19 protein-coding genes and 1 pseudogene are annotated in these 21,929 nt (G+C 33.0%); 4 read left to right on the top strand and 16 right to left on the bottom strand.

Annotated features, from left to right (window positions below; translation table 11 throughout):
• Positions 1–29: 29 nt before the first annotated feature.
• From J5Y03_RS06360 to J5Y03_RS06325, 8 genes are all read right to left on the bottom strand, one after another.
• Positions 30–1,496, bottom strand: coding sequence for a UDP-N-acetylmuramoyl-L-alanyl-D-glutamate--2,6-diaminopimelate ligase (locus J5Y03_RS06360; protein ID WP_209403700.1), 1,467 nt, complete (start codon positions 1,494–1,496; stop codon positions 30–32).
• 26 nt (positions 1,497–1,522) lie between these two features.
• On the bottom strand, positions 1,523–3,463 hold the full coding sequence (locus tag J5Y03_RS06355) for a stage V sporulation protein D (RefSeq protein WP_209403698.1): 1,941 nt from the start codon (positions 3,461–3,463) through the stop codon (positions 1,523–1,525).
• Between the two features lie 106 nt (positions 3,464–3,569).
• Positions 3,570–5,762, bottom strand: coding sequence for a penicillin-binding protein (locus J5Y03_RS06350; protein ID WP_209403696.1), 2,193 nt, complete (start codon positions 5,760–5,762; stop codon positions 3,570–3,572).
• Positions 5,763–5,777: 15 nt separating this feature from the next.
• Positions 5,778–6,140 carry a cell division protein FtsL gene (gene ftsL, locus J5Y03_RS06345; RefSeq protein WP_209403695.1) on the bottom strand — a complete coding sequence of 121 codons (363 nt, stop codon included), beginning with the start codon at positions 6,138–6,140 and terminating at the stop codon, positions 5,778–5,780.
• A 34-nt stretch (positions 6,141–6,174) separates the two neighbouring features.
• On the bottom strand, positions 6,175–7,107 hold the full coding sequence (gene rsmH, locus J5Y03_RS06340) for a 16S rRNA (cytosine(1402)-N(4))-methyltransferase RsmH (protein WP_209403693.1): 933 nt from the start codon (positions 7,105–7,107) through the stop codon (positions 6,175–6,177).
• A 45-nt stretch (positions 7,108–7,152) separates the two neighbouring features.
• Positions 7,153–7,584, bottom strand: coding sequence for a division/cell wall cluster transcriptional repressor MraZ (mraZ, locus tag J5Y03_RS06335; RefSeq protein ID WP_209403691.1), 432 nt, complete (start codon positions 7,582–7,584; stop codon positions 7,153–7,155).
• 137 nt (positions 7,585–7,721) lie between these two features.
• The gene (gene bshC, locus J5Y03_RS06330; protein ID WP_209403689.1) at positions 7,722–9,350 is read right to left on the bottom strand and encodes a bacillithiol biosynthesis cysteine-adding enzyme BshC; all 1,629 of its coding nucleotides are present in this window, start codon (positions 9,348–9,350) and stop codon (positions 7,722–7,724) included.
• A gap of 586 nt (positions 9,351–9,936) precedes the next feature.
• The gene (locus tag J5Y03_RS06325) at positions 9,937–10,827 is read right to left on the bottom strand and encodes a 2-dehydropantoate 2-reductase (protein ID WP_209403687.1); all 891 of its coding nucleotides are present in this window, start codon (positions 10,825–10,827) and stop codon (positions 9,937–9,939) included.
• A gap of 155 nt (positions 10,828–10,982) precedes the next feature.
• Between J5Y03_RS06325 and J5Y03_RS06320 the strand changes: the two genes are divergently transcribed.
• Positions 10,983–11,399, top strand: a complete 417-nt coding sequence (locus J5Y03_RS06320) for a GNAT family N-acetyltransferase (protein ID WP_209403685.1) — start codon at positions 10,983–10,985, stop codon at positions 11,397–11,399.
• Between the two features lie 115 nt (positions 11,400–11,514).
• On the opposite strand, the pseudogene J5Y03_RS06315 reads toward J5Y03_RS06320, so the two are convergent.
• From J5Y03_RS06315 to J5Y03_RS06300, 4 genes and pseudogenes are all read right to left on the bottom strand, one after another.
• Positions 11,515–12,143: pseudogene (locus J5Y03_RS06315) on the bottom strand (RsfA family transcriptional regulator).
• Between the two features lie 85 nt (positions 12,144–12,228).
• Complete coding sequence (locus J5Y03_RS06310) at positions 12,229–12,987, bottom strand: enoyl-CoA hydratase/isomerase family protein (RefSeq protein WP_209403681.1); 759 nt, start codon at positions 12,985–12,987, stop codon at positions 12,229–12,231.
• Between the two features lie 140 nt (positions 12,988–13,127).
• Positions 13,128–13,301, bottom strand: coding sequence for a 50S ribosomal protein L32 (rpmF, locus tag J5Y03_RS06305; RefSeq protein ID WP_131842456.1), 174 nt, complete (start codon positions 13,299–13,301; stop codon positions 13,128–13,130).
• A 56-nt stretch (positions 13,302–13,357) separates the two neighbouring features.
• Entirely contained in the window at positions 13,358–13,873 is a 516-nt protein-coding gene (locus J5Y03_RS06300) for a YceD family protein (protein ID WP_209403678.1), read from the bottom strand.
• 845 nt (positions 13,874–14,718) lie between these two features.
• On the opposite strand from J5Y03_RS06300, the gene J5Y03_RS06295 reads away from it, so the two are divergent.
• Complete coding sequence (locus tag J5Y03_RS06295; RefSeq protein ID WP_209403676.1) at positions 14,719–15,960, top strand: nucleotidyltransferase; 1,242 nt, start codon at positions 14,719–14,721, stop codon at positions 15,958–15,960.
• A 264-nt stretch (positions 15,961–16,224) separates the two neighbouring features.
• On the opposite strand, the gene J5Y03_RS06290 is transcribed toward J5Y03_RS06295, so the two are convergent.
• Positions 16,225–17,259, bottom strand: coding sequence for a SepM family pheromone-processing serine protease (locus J5Y03_RS06290; RefSeq protein WP_209403674.1), 1,035 nt, complete (start codon positions 17,257–17,259; stop codon positions 16,225–16,227).
• A complete protein-coding gene (locus J5Y03_RS06285; RefSeq protein WP_209403881.1) occupies positions 17,243–18,043 on the bottom strand; it encodes a patatin-like phospholipase family protein in 801 nt (266 codons plus the stop codon). Before J5Y03_RS06285 ends, J5Y03_RS06290 begins: the two co-directional genes overlap by 17 nt.
• Before the next feature lie 286 nt (positions 18,044–18,329).
• On the opposite strand from J5Y03_RS06285, the gene ylbJ reads away from it, so the two are divergent.
• Complete coding sequence (gene ylbJ, locus J5Y03_RS06280) at positions 18,330–19,571, top strand: sporulation integral membrane protein YlbJ (RefSeq protein WP_209403672.1); 1,242 nt, start codon at positions 18,330–18,332, stop codon at positions 19,569–19,571.
• Here ylbJ and coaD read toward each other — a convergent pair whose 3' ends face one another.
• Entirely contained in the window at positions 19,572–20,063 is a 492-nt protein-coding gene (gene coaD / locus J5Y03_RS06275) for a pantetheine-phosphate adenylyltransferase (RefSeq protein WP_209403670.1), read from the bottom strand. It abuts the gene before it with no gap.
• A gap of 9 nt (positions 20,064–20,072) precedes the next feature.
• The gene (rsmD, locus tag J5Y03_RS06270; protein ID WP_209403668.1) at positions 20,073–20,633 is read right to left on the bottom strand and encodes a 16S rRNA (guanine(966)-N(2))-methyltransferase RsmD; all 561 of its coding nucleotides are present in this window, start codon (positions 20,631–20,633) and stop codon (positions 20,073–20,075) included.
• A 751-nt stretch (positions 20,634–21,384) separates the two neighbouring features.
• On the opposite strand from rsmD, the gene J5Y03_RS06265 reads away from it, so the two are divergent.
• Entirely contained in the window at positions 21,385–21,774 is a 390-nt protein-coding gene (locus J5Y03_RS06265) for a DUF7147 family protein (RefSeq protein WP_209403666.1), read from the top strand.
• Positions 21,775–21,929 lie beyond the last annotated feature (155 nt).

The raw sequence follows: 21,929 nt of genomic DNA, 5'->3' as shown, positions 1-21,929 counted from the left end.
TATTTTTATACACTACAAAAAAGAGGACATTATCCTCTTTTTTGTAAAATTGCTTCCTTAGCTTCTTCCACATCATCAAAATGGTGAATTTCAGTACCAATTATTTGATAATTTTCATGTCCTTTACCAGCAATTACAATAATATCATCTTTATTTGCTATATTTACAGCATTTTTAATCGCTTCTCTCCGATCAAGAATAACTGTAATATTATCATTCGTTAATCCAACCTGCATGTCTTCTAAAATAGCAATTGGATCTTCTGTTCTTGGGTTATCAGATGTAAAAATAGCGTATGTTGAAAGATCCGCCGCAATGCCACCCATCAACGGTCTTTTCGTTTTATCACGGTCCCCACCGCAGCCTACAATTGTTATGATTTTCCCTTTTGCAAGCTGTTTCACTGTATGTAGAACATTTTCAAGGCTATCAGGTGTATGTGCATAGTCTACAATCACAGTAAAATCTTGATCAGCATTTACTGCTTGGAAACGTCCTGGTACGCCTTCCATCGATTCAATGGCTTCGATAATAGTATTTAACGGAATTTGAAGCGCTATTCCCGCTCCAATTGCAGCTAATACATTATACACATTAAACGTACCAATCAATTTCATTTCAACAGCAACTGATTCATTTAAACAATGAAGCGTAAATTTTGTTCCTACATTTGTTAAATGAATATCTTCTGCATATAGATCAAATTTAGAATTTAAACCGTAAGTTATGACATGAGCTTGCGTATTAGAAGTGAACTCTTTTGAAGCTTCATCATCACCATTTAATACTGCAAACTTTTTATTTTTATTTGAAAATGAATTTCCAAGTTGGGCAAATAATAGACCTTTTGCCTTTTTATATTCTTCCATCGTTTTATGATAATCCAAATGATCTTGTGTTAAGTTTGTAAAAACGGCTACATCATATTCACAGCCGTGCACTCTTCCTAAATGAAGTGCATGAGAAGAAACCTCCATAACAGCAGTAGTTACATTTTCTTCGATCATTTTTGAAAACATGGATTGAAGAGTTAAGCTATCTGGTGTGGTGTTTTTTCCTTCAAATATCTCTTCTCCAATTTTCATTCCTATTGTGCCAATAACGCCTGTTTTTTCACCATTTATCTTAAGGATTTCATCAATAATATAAGATGTTGTGGTTTTACCATTAGTCCCTGTAATCCCTACAAGATTAAGAGAATGTGTAGGATATTGATAAAAACAGCTTCCAATAGCAGCCATTGCTCTTTGAGTATCCTTCACATATGCAACAGGTACTGTAGTTTGAATTTCTTTTTGTGCAAGAATAGCAACTGCTCCATTTTCAACTGCCTGTTTTACAAAGTTATGACCATCAACCGTAAAACCGTCAATACAAATAAATAAAGTACCTGGTTTTACTTTCCTTGAGTCCATCTCTACAGATGTAATTTCAGGGTTTTCTGTTGGAACTGTTACAAGTGGGTTCAATGTTGTTAGTAACGTATGAAATTTCATAGTAAATCCTTCCTATTTTGAGCGAATCATTTTTTCAATTTATTTTCCGCTTTATTTCCTAAATAAATTCTAATTTTAGATCCTTCTTTTAATTTCACACCAGCTTTTGGTGACTGATCTAAAATCGTATTTCCTTCACCACTATATTCAATAGTAAAAGTATCTAGCATTTGTTGCAAATCTTTTTTTTCTAAACCAACTAAATTTGGTACTTTTACGTCAGGAGATTCAGGCCATCTTAATTCTTTTTCGATTTGATTTTTTCGTGGAGGGATGCCTAAAACATGCATACTATCGCGAATAATATTACCTACAATAGGTGCAGCAACAGTTCCACCAAATTGTACTGTTCCTTTCGGATTATCGACAGCAACATAAACAACAATTTGAGGATCATCTGCTGGGGCAAAACCAATAAAAGAAACAATAAAGTTATTTTCTTGGTATCTACCATCTTTTACCTTTTGGGCAGTCCCAGTTTTTCCACCTACACGATATCCTTCAACAAATGCATTTCGTCCAGTCCCTTGCGCAACTACACTTTCAAGTGCATCTCGAACTTTCTTTGATGTTTCAGAAGAAATGACTCTTCTTTTCGCTATTGGCGTTTTTCTACTAACTACTTCATTTGTAACTGGATCAACAAATTCTTTTGCGATATAAGGCTGGTATAAAATACCGCCATTGATTGCTGCGGAAACAGCTGCTACTTGTTGAATTGGTGTAACAGAAACACCTTGACCAAAAGCAGTTGTTGCTTGTTCAACAGGTCCTACTCTGTCCATATTAAATAAGATACCTGTTCCTTCTCCTTTAAGATCTATACCCGTTTTAGAACCGAACCCAAAATCACGTATATACTTAAATAACCGATCCTTACCTAAACGATTTCCTAATTCAACAAAACCTGGATTACAAGAATTTTGCACAACCTCTAAAAATGATTGATGCCCATGCCCTCCACGCTTCCAACAACGTAATCTTGCACCAGCTACTTCTGCAGCTCCATCATCATTAAATGACTCTTTATTTAAATCAACTAAACCTTCATTTAATGCAGCAGCAAGTGTAATAATTTTAAATGTTGAACCTGGTTCATAATTTGACCAAACCGGTAAATTCCGATTATATATTTCTGGTGAAACTGTTCTATATTCAGCTGGATCAAAGCTTGGACGACTACTCATTCCTAATATTTCACCTGTATTTGGATTCTCTGCAATTGCAATCATCGAATCAGGATTGTACTGTGCTTGTGCATTGTTCAATTCCCGTTCTAAAATTGTATTAATTCGTGAGTCGATTGTTAATTTCAAATTCAGACCATTAATAGGTGGCGTATAGTCATCCGCAATATTGGGCATCCTTTTCCCTTTTGCATCTGAATAGTATTGTACACTCCCCTTTTTCCCTTTTAATTGGTCATCGTAGTAAAGCTCTAGTCCGTTTAATCCTTGATTATCGATTCCAGCGAATCCTAATACATGTGATAAATAATTACCAAATGGATAAAATCTTTTGGAATCCTCGGCAATATACACACCATCTAACTGCAAATCACGAATTTGTTTTGCTTTTTCATTTGTAATTTTAATGCCTTCTGTTCGAATGTGCTCCTTTGACGAGCTTTTCTTTAAAATTTTTAGAAGTTTATCTTCAGAAATGTTTAAAATTGGGGCTAGTTTTTTTGTAGTTTCTACTGGATCTTTTATTTGTCTAGGAACGACGACTATTGAAGGTGCACTTTTATTTGTAGCAAGAGCAACGCCGTTTCGGTCAAGAATTTCGCCTCTTTTTGGTTCAAAAGGGATATCACGACTCCATGAATTTTCTGCACGTTTTGATAATACATCACCAATAATAAATTGAACATACCCTAATCTAGCTGCAATAATTAAAAAGATAATCAATCCTCCACATAACACAAAAAAAAGCCTTTTACGAACGGTCACATTTGATACTCGCATTGAAACGAACACTCCTCTACATTACTATAATGTTCGTTTCAATATATGCTTGTACCAAAAGAAGTAGACCAAATCCAAGGCCAACAATACGAATCTAGTAGATTAATTATCCTTTTGTTTTTACTTCTATTTTATTTTGACTATTTTCTGCTTGAGATGGTGGCTGTAATTCAATCGATAAGAAATCTCCATCTCTAATTTCAGAGCCTGAATTTTTACTTTGTGAAATAACAAACCCTGAACCTTTTGTAGTAAGTTTTAGATTAAATAGATCTGAAATTCTTCTTACATCCAATAATGACCATCCATCCATTAAAGGCATTTTATTTTTACCGTCTGTTTTAACATAGATCGTTGTGCCACGTACAACTTTAGAACCATTTTTAATAGATTGTCCCAAAACTGTTGAGCCATCACCTAATTGCACAAATTTTAATCCATTACCAATTGTTAAACTTTTTGCATCATCAACAGATAATCCTTGTAAATTTGGTACACTTGTACTATCATGATCAACTATTTGTTTAACATTTTCGGTCCCAGTCTTTTCAACCTTCATGTATTCAAGAGCACCTTGCATAACTGTTTTAAAAATTTGTGAAACTGGTGCAGAACCTAATTGAGTAGGTTGTAATTTTGGTTTCAATACAGAAACATACATTACTAATTCTGGTTTATCTGCTGGAGCCATCCCTATAAATGAAAAGTAATTTTGACCTAAGCCCTTCGAATATTGTCCTTTTCCGTCTGAAATCTGAGCAGTTCCTGTTTTTCCTGCTAATGTATAGCCATCAAGAGCATAGGCGTGTCCAGTTCCATGTGGAGATGTGATAACAGTACTTAGTAATGCACGTTCTCTTTTTGCTGTTTCGGCAGTTATCGGTGTATCTACAACCTCTGGATGATATTGTGTTACAGTTTTTTGAGTATCAGGATCCACGATAGAATTGACAAGATAAGGTTTCATCATCTTTCCATCATTCGCAATTGCACCAGCTCCCTGTACAATCTCAATTGGAGTAACAGTTGATCCTTGACCAAAAGCAGTTGTAGTTTGCTCTAATGGCATATTATATAGTAATCTTCCAGCTACTTCACCTGGAATATTTATTCCTGTCTTTTGAGTGAGTCCAAACTTTTTATAATACTGTAGATAACGATCCGCACCTAACTTTTGGTTTAATAGAATCGCCATTGCTACGTTAGAAGAACGTTGTACACCTTCATCGAATGTAATTGAACCCCATCCGCTTCTGTTTACGTCATGGATTGTCGTTTTTCCAATTTTGTATGATCCCGAATGATAGTATTCATTCCCGTTATACACACCTTCGTTCATTGCTGCGGCAACTGTAAATATTTTCATTGTTGATCCAGACTCGAAAGCAGATGAAACTGCATCATTCGTATAGTTTGTAATATCATGTTTGTTCGGATCAAAACTTGGACGATTACTCATCGCCAGTATCTTTCCAGTTTTTGGATCTTCGACAATGGCAACCATTTTTTCAGGTTTATATTCCTTTTCAACTTCGGTCATCGAATCCTCTAGTAAACTTTGAATCTTTGTTTCTAGTGTCAAATTGACATTATCACCATTTTTGGGTGGTGTAATTTTTTCTTTTGCATATGGAAGAATGTTCCCTTTTCGATCACGTAAATAGGTTACCTTCCCATCCTTTTCGGTCATTTCTTTATTAAGTGATTTTTCAAGTCCCATTTCTCCTACTAAATTCCCGGCATCATCTAAGGTTGTATAACCTAGAATATGTGACGCAAAAACGCCATTTGGATAATAACGTGTGTGAGTTGGTGTAAAAATAATACCAGGTAGCGCTAATTTCTCAATTTTATCTTTCTTATCTTGAGAAATATTTCTTCTTCCACCTGGTCCAAGTTCAACTTGATATTTCTTCTTACTTAATTGATCTAAAATTGATTGTTCAGATACGTTTAAAATTGGTGCCAACTCTCTTGCTGTTTTTTCTTTATCAACAACATTAAGAGGGATTTTTGAATTTTTTGATGCTTTCGGGTCTAAAACGGCAGAAACCGTATATGAATTTACTTCTTCTGCTAGTGGCTGTCCATTTGCATCATAAATTCCTCCCCTTAGTGCAGGGATTACTTGGGTAGAATTATATTTTTCATTCACATAATTTTTAATCTCTGTCCCTTCAACTTTGTCAGCTAGTTGAACATATGAAACTCTACCTACAAGTAAGACAAATAAGATCACTGTAATAAGAAAGAACCATCGGATTCCTAAGTTCATGTATTTGCTCTTTTTCTTTCTCATCAATATTTCCCCTATTTAGTTTCCTTCTGTTAATTTCACATTTTTATTATCTAATTTCAATCCTAATTCTTTTGCTTTTTCCCATATACGACTGTATGTACTTAACTCATCAATTTTCATTTTTAATTGTTGATTTTGCTGCTTTTGTAAAGAAATATCGTTATTCATTTGTTGAATATGAGCATTTGTATCATAAATTGTAGCTTGAGTTTTAACGATTTTTGTACCAATAAAACAACAAGTAATGATGAACATAAAATATAAAAATTTTTCTAGTGGTGTTACTTTTGATAATTTTTTTATTCTTGGTTGCGGAGTTTGTCTTTGTTGTGTATGGGTAATTTTTTGTTGTTGTAATTTACGGGCAAGATTACTCATAAAGCTTTCCTCCTCTATCCTATTTTTATATTTTTTATTGTTTTTCTGCTACTCTCAGTTTTGCAGAGCGTGATCGTTTGTTTTCATTCAACTCGTCTTCTGTTGGTAATAACGGTTTTCTTGTAATGAGTTTTAATTTTGGCTTAAACTCATCCGGAATAATAGGTAACCCTGGTGGTAATGGAGGTAACGAACTCGCTTCTTTAAAGATCGTTTTACAAATACGATCTTCTAATGAATGGAACGTTATGACACTAATTCTTCCGCCAGTTTTCACTAATGTAATCGCATCTTTTAATGCCTCTTCAAATACACCTAATTCATCATTTACAGCTATTCGGATTGCTTGAAAAATCCTCTTTGCAGGATGTCCACCAGTTCTTCTTGCAGGTGCAGGAATTGCATCTTTAATAATCTCAACAAGCTCAAGCGTTGATTTAATTGAGTGGTTCTTTCTTACCTCTTCAATTTTACGAGCCACTTGCTTAGAAAATTTTTCTTCACCATATCGGAAAAAGATTTTTACTAGTTGTTCATATGACCATTCATTTACAACCTCAAATGCACTTAAAGATTGTTCCCTGTTCATTCTCATGTCTAATGGAGCATCTTGATGAAAACTAAATCCCCTTTCAGCTACATCTAACTGAGGCGATGAAACACCTAAATCAAATAAAATACCATCGACTTCATAAATACCTAAATTATGAAGTTCTTCTTTTAAATAGCTAAAATTACTTTTAATAATAGTTAACTGATTCTCATACTTCTTTAAACGCTCTTTAGCATGCTCGATTGCAGTCTCATCTTGATCAAATGCAAATAATCGTCCTTCAGGAGAGAGTTGAGATAATAAATATTCACTATGTCCCCCACCACCTAAAGTACAATCTACATACACACCATCTGGTTTAATATTAAGAGCATCGACAGTTTCTTTTAATAATACTGTTATATGTTCAAACAACGTTGTTTCATCTCCTACATTAACTCTACTTAAATAAACTTATTTTTATAAATCAAAATCAATTAATTTCTCCGCTATTTCAGAGAATGATTCTTCTGACTCATCCATATAGCGATTCCAAATTTCTTGATCCCAAATTTCAATACGGTTTGTTACCCCAACAATAACACACTCTTTTTCAAGTTTTGCATATTGCCTTAAAGAAGGTGTTATGTTAATTCTCCCCAATTTATCAATCTCGCATTCCATTGCACCTGAGAAGAAAAAACGGGTAAATGCCCTTGCATCTTTTTTCGTTAAGGGTAATGTTCGTAGTTTTTCTTCAATTACTTGCCATTCTTCATGAGAATAAACAAATAAACATTGGTCTAAACCACGTGTGACGACAAAGGTGTCACCAAGCCTGTCTCGAAACTTAGAAGGAACAATTAATCGGCCTTTTGCATCAATATTATGTTGATATTCGCCAATAAACATTCCACTCCCCCCACTTTCTAACACAAACTTACCACATTCCCCCACTTCTTACCACCATTTCTAGTTTATTTCGTTGTAAAAATAAAAAATCCTGCTATCTACCTAGCAGGATTTAAAAAATTTCAAATTATACGATTTTACAATAGAACAATTTGTTGCTCACTATCCCATGTCAATTCAAGCCTACAAAGATCATGAACGAAATTTATTCCATATTTATTTAGATAATAAAATACATTCCACACACGTTCTTGCGGCTTATTATTTGGACAAAGTTGATTCAATATTCGGTCCCATTTTTGAATTTGTTCACTATGTTGTTTTTCTATCGTTTGTTCCATTTTTTTCTCTACAAAAGATAATTGCTCGTCAATTTTTCGATAATTTTCTTTCGCAAAATCTCTTAAGTTAGGTGTTGTTTCTGCCACCATTTCTTGCAAGGGAACATGTATTTCTTTTATTTGATCTCGAACTGCTTGTATTTTTTCTTTATAGTTTATTTTCAACTCATTTTGTAGCCATTTTTCTTTAAGCTGAGTAAATTCAGGACTAAAAATATCTTCTATTTCAACATGAAAATCACTCATTGCAGATAAAATATTTCTCTCAATGATCGTAAAACTATGTCTAAGAAAGACAGGAGGCATTTCCATTTCAAATACATTAAAAACTTCTTTTAGCTCTGCCCAATAGGCAATTTCTCCAGGCCCACCTACAAAAGATATAGTTGGAAATAAAAATTCTTGCATAACCGGACGAGTTACAACATTATTACTTAAAAAATGTGGTTTTTCAGTCGCTATTTGGAGTAATTCATCTTTTGTAAAACGATATTGTTTATTTTTCGTCATAAACAGTTCATTTTCTTCATCTACCTCTAATAGCAGTCTGCCCTCATTTGCATGATAAAACAAGTGAACACTGTTCTCTGCAATATGTAAGGACTGTTGATATCCTTCTTCAATCAATTTAGTTTGTGTCGTTTTCAAAGCATGACGAACATCATCTTGTTTACAAATCATTTCTCCAAACATTTTTGATTCGATTTGCCTTACTACTTCATCATCTGCATCAATTAACACAAGTCCCTCTTTTTCAAATAAACGAAAAGAAAGTTTCGCAAAAAAGTCTACAAAAGTTTCTGATCCAATCGCAATCTCTTCAATTAATTTAAGAAGTTCATTCGAATAATTCGTTTCTTCGTAAGACTCAAATATTTTTGTTAACCACTTTCTTAGCTCATTTTGATCAAGTATTGTTTTAGAAGCAGAATGTGCAGAAGAATTTCGCTGAAAATAAGTTTGTTTCTTTATTTGATTTTTCAATTGAATAAATACATGGTTGATTTCATCCAAATCATGATCTTCTCCAGCTATCCAAAAAACTGGAACTACTGAAAGTCCATAATCTTCTTCGTATTTTTTAGCCAAATTAATGATTGATATGATTTTATGGATAGAATATAGTGGACCAGTTAAAAGTCCAGCTTGTTGCCCACCAATTACGACAAGTGTGTCTTCATTTAACAGTTTCTGTACATTTTGAACTGCCTTTTCCCCAGCATCATACTTTTTATGAAAAGATAAAAGAGCATCAACAAGTTCTGATCGATTATATTGTTGTGTTTTTAGAAACTGAACTCTTTTTTCAATGTCTTCTTTTACAAGCGGAGACCGATTAAAAAATTTTTTTATGTTTGTTTCCCCATTAATAAAATCATTAACTAGCTTATTTGAATGTGTGGTCTTTATTTGGCTAATTTTCATTACTGACTTCCTCTCTAATTAATTAAGCTAGAATTCTCCAATTCTGAATGTTTTACAATACCTTGAAGAATAAAGTAAAGGTATAAAGTAAATTGTAAAAAACTTTCTATTAACGTACCAAATGTATATTTCTGTTTGCTATTTTATAAAAAGATCTGATAAACATCATTAAAGAGCCCAAAAAATAGTTCATCGAAATGATAAGGAATTTTAATGTTCCATCCTATGGTAATTGGAAAATACTATAATACATATAAAATTGTAGATAAATCGAACGAAAAATGCAAAATATCTAGCTTACAAAGTGAAAATAAATTAGCTGTTTTCGTATACATTGTTACTATTTCAGTATGTGTAAGATGAGTGGAACGTAGGAATGCTCACTTTCCTAGGGGCGTGAGCTGAGCCTCCTCGTCGCATACGCTCCTGCGGGGTCTCAGCCTTCCCGCATCTCCCTCAGGAGCCTGGGCACCTTCCGTTCCAATCATCTTCTGTCTTTAAAACCTAAATGCAACAACCTTAAAAAAAGAGGCAATAAAATAAAAACAGAATAAAAACTTATATCCAAACAATTGTAGAAACTATTTCATTTCTTTTTCTCAAGGCCTTTTACCATATTATATGTAGTCTGTACAACAGGAACAAGTTTACATTGTTGATTGGCACATTCAATAATGTAACCAAGAATGCTATCAATCTCCGTTCTTCTCTTGTAAAAAAGATCTCTATTCATAGATGAATAATTATGTTTTGTTCGCTCACAAATCTTTTTTACTTCTTCCCAATAATATTCTTTGTCCAGCTCTAATACTTCAGCAACTTCTTTAAATAGATCATTAGCAGTTTTATTAAAAAATGAATTTGTCAATAAGTCTCCATTTTCTACTTGAAATATAGCTGTTAACGGATTAATTACACTGTTAACAATTAGCTTACCTTTAAGGATATGGATGCAATCTTCTACATATTCGATTGGAAAAGAAGGATAGCCGATGTTTACGATCTGATTAATTTCTTCAGTATCCCCTTGAAGCAGTCCAATTTTAATTACACCATTTCCAGTATGTTTCACATGATTCTGACTAACTTTCATTGCTCCGTGTTCCACAATCCCTAACATGACACTTTTAAATTGAAGTTGTTTCACTTTATTTATATGTGACATACCATTTTGGAGGAACACTATAGAATAATTAAATTTCCCTTTCAACTGATCTAAAACATCATCTATGTTATATTGCTTAACTGTTATAAATAGAAAATCAATATCTTCAAATAAAACTTGTTGTTCAAACACTTTCGCTTTTACATTCAGTATTGTTTTCTGATCTTTCTTTTCTAATACTAACCCTTGCCTGTTAATACTCTCCGCTTGTTTTATAGATCTTGTATAAATTGTTACAGTATGACCGTTTTCGTGGAAGTATCCGGCAATCAGTAATCCAATTGAACCAGCCCCAACTATTCCTATTTTCATTTACATACTCCCGTCTAATCTTTATCTATAGTTTTTCGAACACATTACTACTATTTAATATTAACTTTTTCATTCTTTTTTTAAAGAGAAAACTACGATATAATTATATTTGAAATATTAGAAATTTCACAACTAGGGTGAAGGGGGAGCTTTTGTTGAGTACCATCAAAGTAGAACGCTTACAAATTAATTTCAAAACATTAGAACAGTTTCAAAAATTCGCAGGATACGGATTACAAGAGCTTTCGATGTTAGAAGATCTTGAATCTAATCTTATAGATAATGAGTTTCAATCGCCTTTTTATGGAATCTACATCGGAAATGCTTTAGTTGCCAGAATGAGTTTATATTTGCACAAAAACGATGAATTAATGAAAGATACTTGTTATGAAATTAACAAGATGGAAGTACTGCCATTTTATCAAAAAAATAATTATGGAACTGAACTTGTAAAGTTTGCAAAATCATTAAATCTACCAATCAAAACCATTCCTAGAGCGAATTCTAATGAATTTTGGAAAAAACAAGGATTTGGGGAAACTGATGGTGAGTATGTAGTTTGGCGTCAATAATCTAATTCGTTTCAGTGTCATCTTAATAAAAAAAATGGTTGTAAATAATTATAATGCTCAGATCGTTACAACCTAGAATTTTACCGTTCACTTTTTAAAAGCATTTTTCAATCAACTATATAAAATAAAAACTCAACATTCCCATAATGGTGAAAATGTTGAGTTTTTTTAATTTTTGTTTATTTATGATTTTTGTTCATTTTTTCCGTTTACTACGCCTACACTCTTACGTTTTTTATCCAGATAATCAAAAAAGTGCTCATACTCTTGTTCAAGTTCAATAACTTTTTCCTGTAATTGTTGTTTTTCTTTTTTCAAATATTCGTTTTCCTGCTTTATTTTTAGTAATTGTTTTTCAAGCGTATGAATTTCCTTAATCGATTGCTGTATGTCAACTTTCTTCTCTAAATTTTTAAGAAAGTCATAAACTGCATTAAAAGTAATTTCTTCTTCATATGCAGTATTTACCTGTTCATTTTTTTGAATCGTATGGATAGTTTCCACTTTCTTTCCTTTTTCTAACTTTTTACTACTATTCTTTGCGTTTTCAATGTCTTCTTTATAGAATTTACGTACAAATGAATTCCAACGATAACCGCAGGCAGCTGGAGTTCTTGAAAGTTCTTTTGCAACAATTTTAAATGCAGCAAGTTGTGTTTCACCTTCATTTATCGTTTTTAAAACTACTTCAGCTAAGTAGGTATCTTCTTCTTTTGTCCACGCATCTTGGCGATTTGCAACCATTTGCAATCCCCTCCAATTCTCATATACATTAAGTAGATTTTACTAATGCATATGCACAAGAATTGCATCATAGAAGATTACTTTCCTACTTTTTTATAAAATTTTCAATATTTTTTAAATGAGCCTCAGAAAACCAATGTGGCAAAGCATTTGAAACTTCTTTTTTCATTCGATCAAATAAAGCACTTTGCTCCCATTTCTCTATTGCAATTTGTTTATAAGTTGAAGTTACTTCAAATGATACTTCTTTGCTTCTAGATAAATATTGTTCTATTTCATCTACTTTTTTCCCTTTTATAAGCTCATGAACAAATCCTATTTTTTGTGCTTGGAATGCACTATAGATATTTGCTTCAGTCAGCAATGTAAACCATTTATCGTATTGTAATTTTTCTTTTAAAATTGTTCCCCCACCCCACGATGTAGGAACCCCCAATTTCCCTTGAATAAATCCAATTTTAGCAGTAGACTTAGCAATTCTTATATCACAAGCAGATGCTAATTCACAGCCACCACCAAGAGTATATCCATTTAGATATGCAATAGTTTGCTTTGGTAATGTTAATAGTTTATATAGAACTTCACACATCAAAAAATTATATTCTTCAAGTTTATCCCGATCGTCTTTATACGAGAGAATTTTATGTAAATCTCCACCAGTACAAAAAAAGTTTTCACCAGCACCACTTAAAATAAGGTACTTACTTTTGCTTGACTGCTTAATAGCTGTAAGATAATGATTCAGCTCTTTGATTACTTCAAAATCAATACTATTTCCTTTGTCTGGTTTATTAATTAGAAGCTTTTCATATTCTCCATGATTGGTATATAAAATTTTTGACAATTTGAGTCACCCGTTTCACTATATAGTCTTTCATTATTATACGAAATAACGGTGTAGTAGTATACAGAGGGAATTATTGGAGAGTGAAAGAAAGGTAAAGGAAAAGGCACATAGAATATCTATGTGCCTTTCAAAGTAACTTATTTGCTAAGTACTTGTTTTCCTTTGTAGTGTCCGCATGATTTACATACGCGGTGTGCTAAAGTTAATTCACCACAGTTTGGGCATTCAACCATACCAGGTACCGCTAATTTGAAATGAGTACGACGTTTTCTTTTTACAGTTTTCGAAGTTCTTCTTGCAGGTACTGCCATTGATCCCACCTCCTTAAAGAAAGTTTTTAGTTATGAAGCCGGTAAACCGGTACTTCTCAATTATCCGTTCGATCAAAAAACTTTGCTAATCCAGCAAGACGAGGGTCAATTTTTTGTTCTTTTTCAACAAACTCCTTAACTTCCCAGTCTTTCCCTGATGTTGGAGCAGTTTCTTGATCTTCAACATCTTCTGCAAATAGCTGCAACGGAATTTCTAGAAGAACTAATTCTTCTAGGACTGGTGTTAAGTCTAACACATCGTCCTCTAGGATGTGAACATTTTCATCTTCACTATCCCATTCTGTTGTTGTAAAAAATGTTTCTGTTGTGGTAATTGACAATGGATATTTTACATCAACTAATGTTCTATGACAAGGTAAAATTAAATATCCAGTAATTGTTAAGTGAAACGTATAACGATTTGTTCCAAAATCGACTCGTCCAGTAACATGTAAAGGTGAAACTTCACGAATTTCAGGATTTCGTTCATTTAAATGATTCAAATCAACAATTTCATCCAACAAAATACCTTTATTTCTTAATTTTTGTAATTGGTGTATCGACCATTTCATAAAAAACCACCTCAAGGCAACAATGAAAATTATATAGTTGTTCTAAGTATTTGTCAATATTTTTTCTTTACAGTAAAATCGTTGTAACTCAAAGTATTTATGTAGTGAATTGATATTTTTAAAATGGTAGAACATCTATACTTCACTATAATATCCAATAGAGAAATAAGCAAGTTTGTCTAGAAAACTATTCGTTTATTTTTGGCTACCCTGAAAATAACATCGGGTAATGTTTATATAAAGAGTAATAGTAAAACTTGTTGCTATAAATAGAATGTGTTAGTTGATTACAACTCCAGGTTGCTCGCTTTCCGTGGGGCGTGAGCTGAGCCTCCTCGTCGCATACGCTCCTGCGGGGTCTCACCCTTCCCGCTATTCCCACAGGAGTCTCGCACCTTCCGTTGTAATCAACTTCTGTCTTTAAAATAAAAAAACTCAAAAGCAACAATCTTTTAGATAAGAATAAAATTTGTACCATGGCCCATGAAAATAAGGAATTTATCCTATAATAATTGTCTTTTAAGTTATTTTCAGGGTAGCCTTTAAAAAAAGCCTAATTTCATACGCCGCCTTGGTGTAATATTTATCAGCATTTAACGAAAACATAGTTCTTGTCATCACAATTTGTTTTATTTTCTAGATTTGATGAGCTATTGATTAACACTAAATATAATTGGTATGCTTATTTTAAATATAGGCTGTTTTCGTATACTTTGTTGCTATATATAGATTAGTTAATTTGAATTCCGCTTCAATTAACTTCTTTATCAACTGTTTGTTTTAAAAATTTTTTTAAAATCAACAATCCTTTAGAAAAGAGCCTAAATATAAATAAGGAGGTACAAATGAAATCTGTTGGAATTGTTGTTGAATATAACCCGTTACATAATGGACATCTTTATCATTTGAATGAATCAAAAAAAGCTGCAAATGCAGATTGTGTGATTGCAGTAATGAGCGGACAATTTCTTCAAAGAGGAGAACCAGCAATTGTTCCTAAAAATATTCGAACAAAAATGGCGTTACAAGCAGGAGCAGATTTAGTGATTGAATTGCCATATGCCTTTTCCGCTCAACATGCAACCTATTTTGCTAAAGGTGCTGTTTCCATCCTACATTCACTAGAATGCTCTGCATTGTGTTTTGGAAGTGAGGACGGAGATATTAATCGGTTTACAAAATTCCTTGATCATAAAAAACGTCAGCAATCTCTAATTGATCAAGAAGTAAAGCAAATGATCGCACAAGGGATGAGTTATCCTACAGCCTATAGTAAGGCTCTTTCACAAGTCATAGGATTACAAGATGAGTTCGATATCACGCGCCCAAATAATATTCTTGGCATACAATATATCGAAGCAATTGATTACTTTAAAAGTTCAATAAAACCTTTGACAATCAAACGGATTGCAGCTGATTATCATGACGAAACGATCGATCATACATCAATTGCTAGTGCAACTGCGATTCGAAAGGTGCTATCAACTACTAATCAAGAATTATACAATCAATATGTTCCATCTTCTACTTCTTTAGAACTGAATAATTATTTACAGACTACAAAACTCTTTCATTCTTGGGAAGCTTATTTCCATTTATTAAAATATAAATGTCTTACAGCTTCAGCTTATGAGTTAAACAATATTTACGAAGCCGTAGAGGGATTGGAATTGAGAGTTTTACAGAAAATCAAACAAGCATCTTCATTCGAACAACTAATGAACGAAGTCAAAACGAAACGATATACATGGACAAGGATTCAAAGGTTGTTAACTCATATCCTCACAAATACAAGTAAAGATCAAATGAGTGAATATTTAAATGATGGCCATGTACTATATATTCGATTATTAGGAATGACAGAAAAAGGAAAAGAATATATAAGACTAAAGAAAAAGAATTTATCAATTCCTATTTATCACAATGTAAATCAGCAAAACCAGCACGATCTTTTACTAGATGTAAAAGCGACAAATACATATGCGAGTGTTCTTTCTTCAGGATTACAAAATGATTTAATGAAAACAGAATTTTCACAGTATCCTATTCTTTATCAATCAACTTCAAAATCATTTTTGAAAGTATAAATGGCTACGATATGATTCTTAATGAGTCATATTGTAGCCTTTCTTTTAGCTGTTTCATATATTTTAGAATACGTTAGTTGATTACAACTCCAGGATGCTCGCTTTCCGTGGGGCATCAAATTATCCAATTTCTCTTTATTTTCAGGATAGCCTTTTATTTTATAAAAATGTTGATATTAGATAAAATCCACCCCTATCGGCGGACGAACCACTGACTTCTCACTCATATCTCTCTACTCCAATATCTATAGGAGCTAATCAAGTTTATCCCGATTTTCTTTCAGGTGGTAATTTTTCTAGATATTGAACGGCATCTTTAAATGAATTGACAGGTACTAGCTTGATTTTAAAGTGATATTTTTCTACTGTTTTTTTTGCTTCATTGTAATTTGAATTTTTTGCTCCATTTTCTGAGGGTGCAAAAAAGATATCTGCACCTGCTTTAGAAGCTGCTGCTATTTTTTGTGAAATTCCACCTATTGCCCCTACATTTCCTTTTTCATCAATAGTTCCTGTTCCTGCAACCTCGTATCCCTTTGTCAAATTACCATCAACTAATTGATCGTAAATCTCAAGGGTAAACATTAACCCAGCAGATGGCCCACCAATTTTTTCTGTTTCAATTTCTACTGAAGGGGTCGATTTTAATATTTCATTCGTCAATAATGATACGCCGAATCCTGAGTGATTCGGATCTTTTTTAAATGGCGCTGTTTTCAAATTAAGTCTAATTGGTTTATTATTCCTCACTATATCTAGCATAAACGTTGAATTTGGCTTTGAATCTTGAAGTATTTTCTTTATATCGAAAGCATTATGTATGGGTTGTCCGTTGATTTTCTGAATGAGATCTCCAACTTTTAATACGCCATTTGCTGGCATATCTTTTACTATAGCTACAACAAGAACACCATTATTTGAAATTACATATGGTTTACCAGCATAACGATAGGCAGTAATAATTGCTGATTTTTTGCTGTCTTCCATATAGAGATGCTGTCTAAAATTGTATTCTTCGTCTGTTTCTCCATTTCCCATTACCTCATCTTTTTTATAAATTTGATATAAAGGATTTATAAAACTTTCTAAATAAGTATAAATACTGGCGCGCCCCATTGAGACTGTCGTCATCATAAATTCTCCGGTGTGGTCTTTAGCACCTTCTACTTTAACATGAGACTCTAACGGTTCAGCCATACCTGGCTTCGTTACAAAATATGGTAATGGTATGACAAACAATCCTAATAGTACAATTCCGATGACTAAAAGAAGATTAACTGTTCTAATCCTTTGCTTCATTCTGTTTCTCCTTCCATAAATGGATTGTCTTAAAGATCTGATCTATGTTTTTTTCAGCTTCTTCTTCACCAGCTTTAATCACCTTTTCTAAATCATTAAAGTTCCTCGAACTATAATGATTTATATTCGGTCTTAGCATAATATCTGAAGCAATTTCTCGATTACGTACAAGTTCATGCTGCATTATTTCAATACTTTGCATGATTACATCAAATATTGTTGAAACTTCATTACTAACAGTTATCGGTGAAACATCGACTCCAAAAACTAAGTCTGCTCCCATCTCCTTTGCAACCGAAACAGGGATACGGTCTACTACTCCACCATCAACAAGCAGTTTATTATTCCATTTTTCTGGTAAAAAAATACCGGGTACCGAAATACTTCCTCTTACCGCTGTTGCAATATCCCCTTCACGAAAAACGATTTTTTGCCCAGTAAGCAAGTCGGTTGCGATAATGGCAACAGGTAAATCAAGTTCCTCAATTTTTCTTCCAAATGTTAAAATTTTTATTAGCTCCTTAATTCGTTTTCCAGAAATAAACCCCATTTTTGGAACGACATAATCTAAGTAGTATTTTGATTTAAACACTTTACCAATTTGATATAAACGCTCAATATTCGAACCCGCTCCATACAAAACTGCAATCATTGCTCCTATACTACTACCAGCAATGAAATCTATTGGAATGTTATTTTTTCGTAACACCGAAATAACCCCTATATGTGCAAACCCTCTAGCTCCTCCAGATCCTAAGGCTAAACCAATTTTTGGTTCCAAGATGTTCCCCTCCATCTGAACTCGTTGGTCTAAAATCGAATATTCAATACGTATATATAACGTAGTACAAGTTTTTATCAAATTAAAATTTGAAGTTTGGTCTTACGTCCAATTCTATCACTCGATCCTATATAGAATTAATTTCATTCAAATTTTGTGAAGCATCATTTTATCATCGTGTTTTGATTACACTCAAAAATTCCTCTATTTAATATATATTTCTAAAATAACAGTATTACGACATTCCATTGTAGTTTATTAATCTTATTACTTATTGGGGGTTTATTTCTTGAAAAAAAATTACTTAACAACTATTTTCATAAGCCTAACACTTATTTTTATAACATTTACATTAATTTGTTATCCACACGTTGCACTTCAAGGTTCTAAGCGTGGACTAAACATTTGGTGGGAAATTGTTTTCCCGTCATTATTGCCTTTTTTTATTTTAAGTGATTTATTAATTTGTTTCGGCATAGTCAATTTTATTGGCGTTTTATTAGAACCATTAATGAAGCCCTTATTTAAAGTACCCGGTGTTGGTGGTTTCGTATGGGCTATGGGTATGGCATCCGGTTTCCCAGCTGGGGCCAAAATTTCAACTAATTTGTATAAAGATGGTGAATTAACAAAAGTAGAAGCTGAACGCCTTATTTCTTTCACAAATTCCTCAAATCCTCTTTTTATATTTGCAGCAGTTTCAGTCGGTTTTTTTAATAACCGTCATCTAGGAATATTATTTGCATTAAGCCACTATATTTCGAACGCAATTGTTGGGCTGATTATGCGTTTTTATCATTCAAATGAAACTATGAAATACAGGCATACTAGAGGTCAACATAAAGAAAATAGATTAATAAGAGCATTTCGCGTATTACATATGAAAAGAACAAATGAAAAAAGACCGGTCGGCAAAATACTAGGAGATGCGATAGTCACCTCCATTCAAACTTTATTGATGATAGGTGGATTCATCATTACATTTTCTGTTTTGAATAAATTACTTTTTGAAATTGGATTCATTACTTTTTTCAGTCATTTTATAGAAGGGATCTTTTCGTTTTTTTCTTTTCACAAAGACTTAGCTCCACCATTTGTTTCAGGATTATTTGAGATTACATTAGGAAGTCAGTTAATAAGTGAAGTAACTCAAAGCAGTCTTCTTCAACAAGTAATGATAACAAGTGTGTTACTTGGATTTGGAGGCCTTTCAATACATGCCCAAGTTGCAAGTATCATATCAGAAGCAGGACTTCGTTTTAAACCATATTTTTTTGGAAGAATTATTCAAGCTATTTTGTCACCTATTCTAATTGTTATATTCTGGAGATTGCTTAATTTTAACGAATTAAGTAGTGAGCATATTCATTCAACTATTCCAACTTTTAATTTTTTCGAAGATACTATTCCACACATGCTTTCCAATTCTTTATCAAATTACGGCCCCATTTTCACCCTCATTTCGCTTTATGTGTATATCATTATCCTTTTAATAAAAATTTTGAAGAAAAAAAAGGAACCCCAAGCTTAATCAAGCTTGAGGTTCCTTAAATTTATTTTTTAAAGCACTGTTTACACATTCAGGCACTAAATCTTTTACATTTCCGCCATATCTTGCTACTTCTTTTACAATCGAAGAACTTAAAAAAGAAAATTGATTATTGGTCATTACAAAAAACGTATCAATTTCATCTACTAATTTTTTGTTCATTGCGGTAATTTGCATTTCATATTCAAAATCAGAAACCGCTCTTAAGCCACGTAAAATAGCACTTGCTTCCTGCTTCTTTGCATAATCCATCAACAAACCGCTAAAGAAGTCTACACGAATATTAGGAATATCTTTTGTCGCTTCTCTAATCAATTCACAACGTTCTTCAACAGTAAAAAGTGGTTTTTTAGATGAATTGTTTAATACTACAACAAGTATTTCATCAAAAACTCTGGCTCCACGTTTTATGATATCCAAATGACCCAATGTTATTGGATCAAAACTGCCTGGACATACAGCTATTTTCTTCATTTTGTCCCCCTAGACCTCTTCATTAAATCGATATACTGTTACAGCACAAATTCCATAAGTTTCAGCTTTTCTTCGAGTAAAATTTCCAATTTCAGCTGGAAGCTCTACATCGGTAGCATGCTCAATTAGAATTGTACCATTTTTATGTAATAAATTGTGTTCATCGATAATTCTTAATAATGAAATAATTTTTTGATCCTTGTAAGGTGGATCTAATAAAATTAAATCAAATTGGAGCTCCCGTTTAACGATTGCCTTTATTGCACGCTCTGCATCATTACGATAAACTTCAGCATGATCTGCCAATTTGCAAGTTACCAAATTTTCTTTAATTGTTTTGATAGCTTTTGCTTCTCGATCAACAAATATTGCACGATCAATCCCTCTACTCAAAGCTTCTATTCCTAAACCTCCACTACCACCAAACAAGTCAAGCACTAATCCACCTTCAAAATAAGGACCGATAATGTTAAACATTGCTTCTTTAACTTTGTCAGTAGTTGGTCTTGTACTCATGCCAGGTACTGCTTTTAAACTTAATCCTTTACAATTTCCTGAAACTACTCTCATATATTTTCACACCTTAATTCCTTTTAATTCTACATTATCCTACCACAAAAAGTTCTATCGATATAGACTCTGTTGTTTAATCGTTCTTTTATTATAACTTATTTGAAAATGTGAATACATATCTATACAAAGAAAACATTCCTCTTCAAATGTATAAAACTAATTTGAATGGAAATAACTAGAAACAACAACATCTTAGTTGATGTTGTTGCCAACCGCGGAGAAGACTTACGTTTCCCCATAAGTTCTTCCTCCGGTTTCTCCTCTCCCTTTGCCTTCTTTTAAGTGTTAGTACACTTTTATAAGAAGGGCCCTGCGAAAGCAGGGTTTTTTTTATTTAGAATAACTCCTCATACTTTCCAATCAACTTTTTAATCAACAGATTCCTCTAACAAACTCTTTTTAAAACAATAATCTTTTAGAAAGGCTGTTTTTTTTTAAGAATGTTGCTTTTAGGTTTTTTATTAAAAAGACAGAAGTTGATTGGAACGGAAGGGTGCCGGGCTCCTGTGGGAGATGCGGGAAGGCTGAGACCCCACAGGAGCGTATGCGACGAGGAGGCTCAGCTCACGCCCCTAGGAAAGCGAGCATCCTGGAGGGGAAATCAACTTACACATACTGAAATAGCAACAATGCTTACGAAAACAGCCTTTAGAAAAGATCCTTTTAATTAAAGTAGTCATTTAAAGAATGTTTTCATTACATTCCGAATCATGTAAAATAGTTGATGAATTAATTGGAGGGGAAAAATATGATTCAAAGAATGATTGAACTTGGTGAAGGATATTCTGATTTATATGAGTTAATCGAATTAGCTACAGCTCAAAAAAGCAGAGTCGCACATTTGCTTAAATTCACAACTTCAAAGGATAAAGATACATACTGTTCATTTGCAGTTATTTTCAAACCAACTTCTATTGGTGATTTTCAACCGATATATTATTGTAGAGAAGGTATTAAATTAACAGGTGATTCCATTTCCAAAAGAGAACAATTGATCAATGATCTAGCAAGTAGTTTAGAAAAAGAAATTATCACCTTGAACCTTAGACATTCTACTTCATTTTTTGAGAAAGAATTATTTCATCAATATGTAATTGGGATATTAAGGTTAAATCACCTTATTTCTCCTTTAAAGTAATTTTACGAAATATAAAAAAGCTGATATTAGAAACATTGTTGCTATTTTAGATTGCGTTAGTTGATTACAACTCCAGGATGCTCCCTTTCCGTGGGGTGTGAGCTGAGCCTCCTCGGCAAGCCTGCGGGGTCTCAGCCTTCCCACTATTCCCACAG

Source organism: Gottfriedia endophytica (assembly GCF_017814275.1).
Classification (GTDB): domain Bacteria; phylum Bacillota; class Bacilli; order Bacillales; family Bacillaceae_G; genus Gottfriedia; species Gottfriedia endophytica.
The sequence above is the reverse complement of the archived record's forward strand: the minus strand, read 5'-3'. Positions and strand labels throughout refer to the sequence as shown.